8 protein-coding genes are annotated in these 10,568 nt (G+C 44.7%); 6 read left to right on the top strand and 2 right to left on the bottom strand.

The window, feature by feature from the left end:
* From H6F50_RS17615 to H6F50_RS17625, 3 genes are all read left to right on the top strand, one after another.
* The coding region (locus H6F50_RS17615) for a gamma-glutamyltransferase family protein (protein WP_190429695.1) at window positions 1-1,226 on the top strand (1,226 nt) is incomplete at its 5' end.
* Between the two features lie 123 nt (window positions 1,227-1,349).
* A complete protein-coding gene (locus H6F50_RS17620; RefSeq protein WP_190429696.1) occupies window positions 1,350-2,045 on the top strand; it encodes a fasciclin domain-containing protein in 696 nt (231 codons plus the stop codon).
* Window positions 2,046-2,493: 448 nt separating this feature from the next.
* On the top strand, window positions 2,494-3,210 hold the full coding sequence (locus tag H6F50_RS17625; RefSeq protein ID WP_190429697.1) for a heme oxygenase (biliverdin-producing): 717 nt from the start codon (window positions 2,494-2,496) through the stop codon (window positions 3,208-3,210).
* 142 nt (window positions 3,211-3,352) lie between these two features.
* Here H6F50_RS17625 and H6F50_RS17630 read toward each other — a convergent pair whose 3' ends face one another.
* Entirely contained in the window at window positions 3,353-3,835 is a 483-nt protein-coding gene (locus tag H6F50_RS17630) for a DUF4332 domain-containing protein (protein ID WP_347277178.1), read from the bottom strand.
* A gap of 291 nt (window positions 3,836-4,126) precedes the next feature.
* Between H6F50_RS17630 and H6F50_RS17635 the strand changes: the two genes are divergently transcribed.
* The gene (locus tag H6F50_RS17635; RefSeq protein ID WP_190429698.1) at window positions 4,127-4,546 is read left to right on the top strand and encodes a DUF2267 domain-containing protein; all 420 of its coding nucleotides are present in this window, start codon (window positions 4,127-4,129) and stop codon (window positions 4,544-4,546) included.
* 881 nt (window positions 4,547-5,427) lie between these two features.
* Here the strand turns inward: H6F50_RS17635 and H6F50_RS17640 are convergent.
* Entirely contained in the window at window positions 5,428-8,631 is a 3,204-nt protein-coding gene (locus H6F50_RS17640; RefSeq protein ID WP_199292232.1) for a DUF4157 domain-containing protein, read from the bottom strand.
* A gap of 602 nt (window positions 8,632-9,233) precedes the next feature.
* Here H6F50_RS17640 and H6F50_RS27665 point away from each other — a divergent pair.
* Window positions 9,234-9,365, top strand: coding sequence for a hypothetical protein (locus H6F50_RS27665; RefSeq protein ID WP_277879357.1), 132 nt, complete (start codon window positions 9,234-9,236; stop codon window positions 9,363-9,365).
* Between the two features lie 25 nt (window positions 9,366-9,390).
* Window positions 9,391-10,440 carry a cobalamin biosynthesis protein CobW gene (cobW, locus tag H6F50_RS17645; protein WP_190429699.1) on the top strand — a complete coding sequence of 350 codons (1,050 nt, stop codon included), beginning with the start codon at window positions 9,391-9,393 and terminating at the stop codon, window positions 10,438-10,440.
* Window positions 10,441-10,568 lie beyond the last annotated feature (128 nt).

Here is a 10,568-nt window from a genome sequence, read left to right on the forward strand (position 1 = left end):
TATGGAAGCGTTGGGGAAAGCTACCGTTTGAGCAGCTATTTGTCCCGGCGATTCGATACGCTGAAGAAGGTTTTCCCGTGTCACCGGAGACGGCACGGGCGTGGAAGCGAGCCAAGGCAATCTATTTGCCGCTGATTGCACCAGAGTTTCAGCCATTTAAAGAAGTATTTTTTCCAGAAAATCGGGCACCCGCCGCCGGGGAAATTTGGCGGAGTGAGGTTCATGCCAAAACCCTAAGAGCGATCGCCCAAACTGAAGGGGAAAGCTTTTATCGCGGGGAAATTGCCGAAAAAATCGCTAACTTTGCCGCTAAAACCGGCGGTATTTTGACAGCATCTGACTTAGCAACCCACTGTTGTGACTGGGTGCAGCCGATTTTCACTAACTACCGAGGCATTACCGTCTGGGAAATTCCTCCCAATACTCAAGGCATCGCGACACTGATGGCTTTGAATATTCTGGAAGGTTATCCCCTACCCGATTATCCCCGCGAATCCGTTTCTAGCTACCATCTGCAAATTGAGGCGATGAAGCTGGCTTTTGCAGATTTACATCAATATATTGGAGATCCTCGGTTTATGGAGGTGCCCCTAGAACACCTGCTAAACAAAGCTTATGCTGACGAACGACGCTGTTTGATTGGAAAAGAAGCTGCGATCGCTCAGCCTGGGTTGCCCAAGGGAGGCACCGTCTATCTCGCAGCGGCTGACAGCGAACTGATGGTATCTTTTATCCAATCTAACTACAGTGGCTTTGGCAGTGGCATTCTGGTTCCCGATACCGGCATCGCCCTGCAAAACCGGGCATCGGGATTCACCCTAACTCCGGGACACCCAAATCAAGTAGGAGCCGCGAAACGCCCTTTTCACACGATTATTCCCGGCTTTCTGACGCAAGACAATCAACCTTTGGGGCCATTTGGCGTCATGGGGGCACCCATGCAACCGCAGGGACATCTGCAAGTCGTTGTCAACCTCCTAGACTATGGGATGAATCCCCAAGCAGCGCTAGATGCACCCAGGTGGCGGTTTGTTACGGGTAAGACAGTGCTTTTGGAACAGATGGTGCCCCGAAATATCGCTTTAGCGCTCGCTGAACGCGGTCATGATATCCAAATCAGTGCAGAACCCGGAATGTTTGGCAAAGGTCAGATCATCTTGCGACAAGGCGGGGTACTGGTTGCCGCCTCCGAACCCCGCGCCGATGGGCTGGCATTAGCTTGGTAGAACCTTTCGTTAGAGAGACGCGATCGCATCTCTAAATACCTCCATAGGCTGAGAAGCTCTTGACCAATTTATTATTAACTTTTGTGAATAGCTCTGTAATTTATCTTTACCAAGAGGCCATTCATGAAAAGTTTAGGAAAACTGTTGTTCAGCGTCATCGGTGTTGGTAGCCTGGTCGTTCTCTCTGCTTGCGGCGGTCAGCCTGGTGCAAACACAGCGAACCAAGCTCCGACGGGCGATTCGACCGCAACAACCGAATCACCAGTTGCTGAAGCTCCTGCAACTACTACCTCACCCAGTGCTGAAGTTTCTCCTACTGCCTCCCCTGGTGCTGAAGCCAATGGTGCGGCAACCGAAGACAAAAACCTGGGAGAACTGGCACAAACAGCAGCGAGCAATGGTTCCTTCACCACGCTCACCAAAGCAGTGCAAGCAGCAGGCTTGACTGACCAATTAACTGGAGACAAGCCATACACGGTATTTGCACCGACTGATGCCGCTTTCGCCGCCTTACCAGCCGGTACTGTGGACAAACTCCTGCAACCAGCAAACAAACAAACCCTAGTCAAGCTTCTGAGCTACCATGTGGTGCCAGGTAAAATCTCTTCCACCGAACTAAAATCCGGCGAAGTGAAAACCGTTGAAGGTACCCCCGTTACCGTTAAGGTTGATAGTGCCAGCAGCGAAATCACCATAAACAACGCCAAGGTGATCCAGCCGAATATTCCAGCCAGCAACGGCGTCATCCACGTTGTTGACAAAGTAATTCTGCCTCCGGATATTCAAGCAAGTCTTGGTTCTAGTCAGACAGCACAGTAGGACTTGACACTCCCCTGACTGAAGCGGATTTTTCTAGATATCTATCAAAGCCTTGTTTCAATACAGATGTATCTACCTGAATTCCATCGTTTCAAGCTTTGGCATTCAAGCTTTTAAATGTGGGTAACAATGAGGCATCGATTAGCCTTTCAGGGCGGGGAAACCCGCCCTTTTTAGTGGGTTGATTTCCCTAATCTCCAGAAAATGAGAAATTATAAAATGTTTACGGAGAGCCTAGCGGCTGCTTTGTAGCGACGTTTTAGCCCGATCTAGAATTCCAAATCGTCGCTGCCTTGCTTCCCCGCGACTTAGCCTCAAGAGCTGCCGATGTTCAAAATTCTTAATGAAAATTCTCAGCAAATCAGTCTAATCTAACGTTTTAGCGGTTTTCAAGCCGTGGAAAAGATCGGTACGCTCCTCCGTAGACTTTAGGGATAAGAAATTTAGCATGAGCAGCAATTTAGCAACCAAATTGCGTGAGGGAACCAAAAAATCCCACACAATGGCGGAAAACGTTGGTTTTGTCAAGTGCTTTTTAAAAGGCGTTGTTGAGAAGAACTCTTACCGGAATTTGGTCAAGAACCTCTACTTCGTCTATTCCGCAATGGAAGAAGAGATGGAAGGGCACCGGCAACACCCGATTCTGTCTAAGATTTATTTTCCCCAACTGAACCGGAAAAAGAGCCTAGAACAAGACCTGGCTTACTACTACGGTACTAACTGGCGCGAACAAATCTCTGCCTCGCCTGCTGCTGAAGAATACATCCAGCGCATCCGCGAAGTTTCGACTTCGGCTCCAGAAATGTTAGTTGCCCATTCTTATACCCGCTACCTTGGCGACTTATCCGGCGGTCAAATCCTCAAAGGCATTGCCCAACGGGCGATGAACCTCACGGATGGGCAAGGGACAGCTTTCTACGAATTTCAAGAAATTGACGATGAAAAGGCGTTCAAGGCAACTTATCGCCAAGCCATGAACGATCTGCCCATTGATGATGCCACAGCAGACAAGATTGTGGATGAAGCCAATGATGCTTTTGCCATGAATATGAAGCTGTTCCAAGAATTAAATGGCAACTTGATCAAGGCAATTGGTCAGATGCTGTTCAACACGCTGACACGCAAACGCACTCGTGGCAGCACGGATCTTGCAACTGCCGAATAATAACTTTACGCTCCCTCAAGACTCTTAGACTAAAACACACGATTTTCTACAATCCTGGAGGCTGGGTGATGGTGAAGCCATTGTCATCAAGCTTTCAGGATTGTCAGCTTTTATAGGTCATCGCGGTGATAGGAAATGTCTCTTAGACGCGACTGCAAGAAGGCGATCGCGCAGCTGCACGCGCCTGTTCGATCCATTGGGCGATCGCGCCCCGCGTGGGACAGAGATCCCGGCGTTGTAGAGTGGCGACTTGGAGCCGCAAAATTTGTTGATGTATCCTTTCAACGGGCGTTTGCGCGAGTTGGGCGCAAGAAGCAATTCCGGCATGAAGCAACAGCCCACAATATTCGCAACCCACACCCGGAAGGCGAGACAAGTCCGCCAAAGCCACCCATTTATTGATGTGTTGAATATGAATCTGTAACTGGGTAGCTAAGGCTTGTCTTTGCACTGGGCTACTGGCTTGCTGGAGTAGTTGCAAAGTGGTTCTTATGCCACAGTCTATTAGTCCAGCTTGATTTTCAGCACTTAATCCAGGCAGTTGCTCGATTCGCCAATTGCTAGAAATGAAGCGATTTGGACGCGAGGGATGAACAGGTTTCATTTTCCGAATTACAAAGTGCATGGACTTTTAAGAAATCTACAAGATTGCAGCGGTTGTATCAGCGCTTCCACACACCGAGAAAGTCACATCCCGCTTGGGAGGTAATATTTTTTACTCTATCAAATGGCTAATAATACAGCAACTAACGATTTAATTGGCTGAAAATTCAGATAAAAGTTACGTAAAATCATTTACTTCTTCAGAGAGACGTAAGAACTAAATTCCTTTTATAAATTAACTAGAGTTTGAGTGTTCCCATTTTGAGAGCGCTTATTTAACCAAGTTTGATAATTTTAGGGTTTGCAGAGAATTATGGCATCACATCACGCATTTTTAGAGAAAGTCAAGGCAAAGGGGAACTTAAACGATCTGGATGAGGCAAAAAATGCGACTGAGGTAGTCTTCCGCACCATGCGCGACGTAATGACGAATGAAGCGGTGGAGCGAGTCGAAGAAGAACTGGACAAGTCAGCAACTGATGAAGTGGAAGATTTGTGGGAAGACACCAATCCAATTGTCAGTTTCTTAAGCAAGATAAGACCCCAGCTAAAAATCAAGCCGGAGAACTTTTTAGTTCGACTGAGGCAAGAGGGCAACTTACCCGGAAGAGACGCAGAAACAATTATTAAAGCCGTATTTTCTGCAACCAAAGAGGAGCTGTCTTCGGAACGAATTCAGGAAGTTGCTAGCTATCTCCCAGGTGAAATTCAAGAGATGTGGCAACAAGCTTAATCAAGTAGGATGGCACAAATCAACCTGATTTAATAAGACGGTTCATAGTTCATTGAGGGATAGAAAATTATTTGCGAACTATGAACCACGAAGCGCAAGCGTGAGTCATCTTTATCTTTAGCCAGTAGCTTATAACTCATCCAAAAAGTCCTTGGCTTAAGTGAATATCTGCGTTCATCTGTGGTTTATAGCGGTTCTCACTACTGGCATCCAATACAACTTAGAGTAGGCGCATAGCTTCACAACGCGCCTACGAGTGTATTTCGCTCAAATTGAGAACCGCTATAAACACTTTTTATCTTATTTTGCTTTTGCGGATAGGCTCTAATAACCGATCGCCTAGGGTGCGTTAGAATTACGTTGCGCCAAATTGCTACCGCTTGCGGGTGGTTTTTGGCTTTTTGGACAGTTGTAGCTTGTTGAATTAGCTGTTCAATAAGAGAAGCATTTGTGATTTGGGGAACTGTAAGCAAAGATAAACGGAGCAGCAGAGTCAAGAACTGGAGCCATCGCATCCTCTGCTGATTCCTCAACAAAGTAAACGCGATCGCATTTCGTAGGGTACATTGAGACGCACCCTACAAAATCAGCGATCGCACTATGCTATTGCTTAAATTGTTGTTCTGTGGAGGTGAGCGCTCGCAATATTTTCTGGAATTAAGTTGGGATGACGATAAAGACTTACCGGATGATGTGGAGTGAAGGCGATTAATCTTTTTTGGAGGAGTAGAGGAGTTGAGGCAAGGTCTTTTCTTGTCAAGAACACGGTTCATATTCTCAGAGTACCCAACTCCCTGGAGTTTAGACTAATGCCACAGTAGTGCTTTTTCAGGAAAATTGTCGCCTAAATTCCCTACATATAGCGTGGTTTTTGATTGAGTCTAAAATTCAGAACTCCGCTCAGCTACTTTTTTATATGACTCAATGACATTTTTCAAATTAGCAATACCCTCCTCGAAAACATTAGTTTTTCCAAAAACTTTGGCGTATTCTTTATGTTCCAGTACATTATTCACTATCTTTTCTATCTGCTCTATTAACTTATTCAAGGCATATATATCAGCTTCTAATTTTGCCGTTACTTCTAAGAGAATCTTACCAAAAGCTTTCAGTTTTTCAAGAGGAACTGAATCTATAGCATCAATACTGTTTACGATTGTGTCGAGGTATTTGTTGAGGAAATTGGTTCTCCTTTCGAGAGTAAATTCATTATTTATAATAAGTTGCTTAAAGCGGGCTACCTGCACGGGATACATCGCCTTACTTCTAATCCTTTCATGATTAATGACTGAAATTTCCTTTTCTGCCTCATTTAACAACTTGTCTGATACATTAGAGCCGTTAGTTGCCATAGGTGTAGCGATTTGTTCCCGAACCTTGCCTTTAATGCGTCTTGCTTTCCAGTTCTTGAGCTGACTAAATCTATGATTGCTACCTTCGATTTGCTCTGTATCTTTAATTTCTTGCGCTGATTTCAAAAGCTCATCTACCTCAATCTTTTCTAACGATTCAAATTTACTAGGTAGTTCATTAATTAGCTTTTGTAGAACCTTCAAATTTTTAGCTTGTTGCTGTTCTCGAACAATTTGTTGCCGTTCTTGAACAATTTTTTGGCGCTCTGGTCGAAGTTGGGTCGAGCGTTTCTTGATAGCTTCTATAAACTCTGGATTGTCCATGATACTTGGAGCATCGCCCTGTTTTTCACGTTCCTTCTTTAGCTCCTCCTGACGCTCTTTGTCACGTTCTCCCAAAATTTCGTGGACATTAATATAGTTTGTAAAAAGATCTGGTCGGTTTGTAGGGGAGTCAACACCTAAAATATTGTATAGCTGACTAGGTGCAACTTTTTCGTCTGAATCCTGTCTTGTTTGTTGCCTTATTTTTGACTTATATTTATCTTTTGTTGCTTGGCTGCTTTCAGGATCGAGAACCTCATCTTGATCTCTAGCATTGTATAAGTCAAATACTTCTCGGAGGGAGATTCCACCATATTGCTCTGCTTCCCTAATTAGAAACTGAATATCTTCTAAGTTACGTAAAGCTTTTGCTTCATCAAATACCTGTTGCTTTTGCTTATCTTTTGGTTTATTGTCAGATTTATCTTTGTACGTAGCTGCCTTAAGTACTTTTTTTAAGTGTTCCCCATCCATTTCCAAAATGCGTTTTTTAGTATCCTCAGTAAGAAGTTTATTGGCGTTAGGTAATCCAACGGGAAATGAGCTTGAATATACTCCAGTATTATTCCTATCTACTTTTCCTATCCCATAATCATCATTATCAATTTTTTGTAAATTACCCTGATTAAACATATATTGAGTATAAGAACCATCTTGATACTGAAACAGCATATCGAGGATGACTACATCCTGAATTTGCTGCTCATCTACATCCAGCTCCTGAGTTTTCTCGCTTGTAAATTTTTCATAAGCTTCAGATGCTTTTTGATTAAATCCAAATTCTTTTTTGAGTTGATTTTGTTTTTCCTCTGAAATATTGGCTATAGATTTCCCTGTCTTCTCTTTTACAAAATTTTCAAAAGCTGTATTTATTTCTTGAAAATCGGGAAAGCTTTCTGCTATTTCACGCATCTTTTTGCTGCCATCTTTTCCTGGTGCTAGATTAGAAAGGACATTATTCTGTTTGTTCTGTCTATTATTATCTATCTGGCTCTCTTGCGGCATTGATGTAGAAAGCGGCATATGCGTAAATCCCAACTCATGAGCAACTAAAGGGATATATATAGCTCGCTTACGTTCGGCTTTTCGTTCATCATAATCTCTTTCACCAAGGTTTTCTTTCTTAATTACATGAGTGGCAGGATCGCTATCTGAACTTCCTGATTTTTTATAGGGAAACACTGTCCCAAAAGTCCCTTTACCTACGAACCAAATACCTGCTTGTTTGAGGATATCTTTCCCAGTTAATTGTTCAAGTTCTTGATATGCTTTAAGCGTTTCTGGATTTTGTAGAGTTTTTAGAAACTCATTCGTTCCTTCTGTTCGTCCCAGATTAGTCGAGGTTATATCTTGTTCGGAATCGCTAGGTTGTTTTGCTCTTTTCTGCTTCCTGTTATAAGGCGTTAAACCTTCTGGTCTCGGATTTTTCTTCACCCATTCTGCTGCTTCTTCCTTCCCCTTTCCTTGCTCCACACGCTGAATTTTGGCATTTTGCGTATTCTGCTGCACCACATGAGTCAACTCATGAGCAAGCAACTCCTGCCCTCCCCGACTCCCCGGATCGTATGCCCCCTGGCGAAAGAAGACATCCTGCCCCGTTGTAAATGCCTTCGCCTGAATGGATTGATTCATCTGGTCAGACTGAGCATCTGTATGAACCTTGACGCCACTGAAGTCAGCCCCAAATGCCTGTTCCATCGGTTCTCGGATATTGTCCGAGAGTGATTGTCCCCCACCTTTAGCCTGTTGAATAGATGATTCTAAGTCAGGCGTAGCCGCCATTGGTTCACTATCTGATTTACGCTGCATCTGAAGTTCTTCATCTTCGGGCATTTCCTCGCGCTGGAGAGTGCTAGATGCGGGTTTCATCTGAAGTTCTTCATCTTCATTTTCAGGCATCTCCTCACGCTGGAGAGTACCGGATGCGGGTTTCATCTGAAGTTCTTCCTCTTCGGGCATCTCCTCGCGCTGGAGAGTACCGGATGCGGGTTTCATCTGAAGTTCTTCCTCTTCAGGCATCTCCTCGCGCTGGAGAGTTTCACCTTGAGATGATTGCTTGGAAACTGGTGCGTTAATCTGATTTACGACTCGCTGTGCCGTTTGGTCAGCTTCCTGCTCATATTGATCTCCGGGCTGACCAATGGTAAGCTTCGCTTGAATCGGTTCTAGCTCCTCTTTGCCCGACTCTTCCTGACGCTGGACTACTCCTGCCCCTGACAGACTCCGCATCAAGTTATTATTAGTCGCCCAATTAGCGGGTAGTGGAGTGTAACTTGGTAGTTCCTGCTCTTGTGGCGACGCAGAAACTGGTTTAGCTTGCACTGGCATCGCAGGGGTAGTCCAGCGAGAATCTTTTTTATGGATGTGAGAATTCCCAGAGGAGCGTTTGGAGACTCGTTCGTAAGCCATAAATTATTGACCTCTACGTGCCAGTGTCAGGAATTTTTTCAATAATATCTTTAGATAAATGGATTGAGTATTCATGTGCATGAATATTAATATTTTCTCATCAAAACAAGTAAAAATAATGACCTCAATATCTTTCTTTGAACTAAAAAAATAAGTAGCTATGTATACAAATTTTCAATATTTTTTCGTGTAAACAAGTAAAAATCATTGGCTTGAATGACGCTTCTGTACCAGCGGTGCAGGAGAAGTGGTGATGATGAAACATAGGCGGCAAGCGGCTAAAAGCGAGTATTTGGAATTGGAGCGATCGCTTACTGATGCTGAGATCAAAGACAGGATTTAATATAGAGCCTGTTCAGCATCCACTATCTTTAAGCCTGTGAAGGGGAATACACTCACCTTGCACCGGCTGATGGCGATAACTGTATCTTATTTGTTATTAAGAGACTCACGTCGCCAAAAGAACCAGCCGATTGCCTGTCCAGGTAGTACGGAAAACGTCTCTTATTTTTGAAATAGCTGCTACACAAGGGGTTCAAGCATTTAGTTTTTATATTTATCTAATGATGAGATTCTTACAGGGAAAGACATCCAGAATTTAGATGCGATCGCCCTGGAGCGATCGCGCCATCCACCTAAATTTCAGCTTTCAGCCTAGAATAGTCAATCGTGTACACAAGGCACTTGTAAAGAAACAGAGATACGCCCTCGCTGCCTTGGTACTGAATGATTAATTCAAAACTCAAAACCTTTCCAACAATGGCTACCAAAATTCCCGTCACTGTCATCACCGGCTTCTTAGGGAGTGGTAAAACAACTCTGATTCGCCACCTTCTACAGAACAATCAAGGACGCCGCATCGCCGTTTTAGTCAACGAATTTGGCGAATTGGGGATTGATGGCGAATTGCTGCGTTCTTGTGGCTACTGTCCAGAAGAAGAAGCCGACAGCACCAACAATATTGTTGAATTAACCAATGGTTGCTTGTGCTGTACGGTTCAGGAAGAATTTTTGCCGACGATGCTAGAACTGCTGAAGCGCAGAGATAGCCTGGACTGCATTTTAGTAGAAACATCCGGCTTGGCGTTACCGAAGCCGCTGGTGAAGGCGTTTCGCTGGCCCGAAATTCGCAATGCAGCGACGGTGGATGCTGTGATTACCGTGGTGGATTGCGAAGCGGTGGCGGCGGGAACGTTTGCTAGCGATCCCGAAGCAGTGGACGCCCAGCGCCTGGAAGATCCCAATCTGGAACACGAAACCCCATTGCAAGAACTTTTTGAAGATCAGCTGGCGTGTGCGGATTTGGTGGTGTTGAATAAAACCGATCTGGTGAATGCTACGCAGCAGGCTGAGGTTGTGGAGTTGATTGAACGAGAACTGTCTCGTGCTGTCAAGATGGTACCGAGCGATCGCGGAAAATTAGATCCGGAGGTTCTCCTGGGCTTCCAGAGTGCCGTAGAAGACAACTTAGATAATCGTCCCAGTCATCACGACACTGAAGAAGACCACGATCACGACGAAGAAATTACCTCGACTCAGGTGATTTTAAACCGTACTTTCGATCCCCAGAAGCTGCAAGAACAGTTAGAAGCGTTGGTGCAACAACAGGAAATTTATCGAATCAAGGGATTTGTGGCAGTTCCCAACAAAGCGATGCGGCTGGTATTACAAGGAGTGGGAACGAGATTCGATCAATTTTATGACCGTCCTTGGCAACCACAGGAAACCAGGCAAACTCAGTTAGTCTTTATTGGTCAGAAGCTCAATCCCGATGAAATTGAGTTGCAGTTGGCAGCGTTACCTGGCTAAAATCTTTCATCTTGCAAGTGCAAGGCATCCTGGCGGGAGTTACTCAAGTCGCCTTTGGCCTTTTGCACTAGCCTTCCATCTTCCGGCGTTACAGTGACATCCTCTTCTAAAAACTAGCAAGTTTCCGG

Source organism: Coleofasciculus sp. FACHB-712, from assembly GCF_014695635.1.
Lineage (GTDB): Bacteria > Cyanobacteriota > Cyanobacteriia > Cyanobacteriales > FACHB-T130 > FACHB-T130.

What these genes read in the sequence shown, in the direction of transcription:
- H6F50_RS17620 (WP_190429696.1), top strand. Translation starts at nt 1,350, where the DNA reads ATGAAAAGTTTAGGAAAACTGTTGTTCAGCGTCATCGGTGTTGGTAGC.
- H6F50_RS17625 (WP_190429697.1), top strand. Translation starts at nt 2,494, where the DNA reads ATGAGCAGCAATTTAGCAACCAAATTGCGTGAGGGAACCAAAAAATCC.
- H6F50_RS17630 (WP_347277178.1), bottom strand. Translation starts at nt 3,835, where the DNA reads ATGCACTTTGTAATTCGGAAAATGAAACCTGTTCATCCCTCGCGTCCA.
- H6F50_RS17635 (WP_190429698.1), top strand. Translation starts at nt 4,127, where the DNA reads ATGGCATCACATCACGCATTTTTAGAGAAAGTCAAGGCAAAGGGGAAC.
- H6F50_RS17640 (WP_199292232.1), bottom strand. Translation starts at nt 8,631, where the DNA reads ATGGCTTACGAACGAGTCTCCAAACGCTCCTCTGGGAATTCTCACATC.
- H6F50_RS27665 (WP_277879357.1), top strand. Translation starts at nt 9,234, where the DNA reads ATGCGATCGCCCTGGAGCGATCGCGCCATCCACCTAAATTTCAGCTTT.
- cobW (WP_190429699.1), top strand. Translation starts at nt 9,391, where the DNA reads ATGGCTACCAAAATTCCCGTCACTGTCATCACCGGCTTCTTAGGGAGT.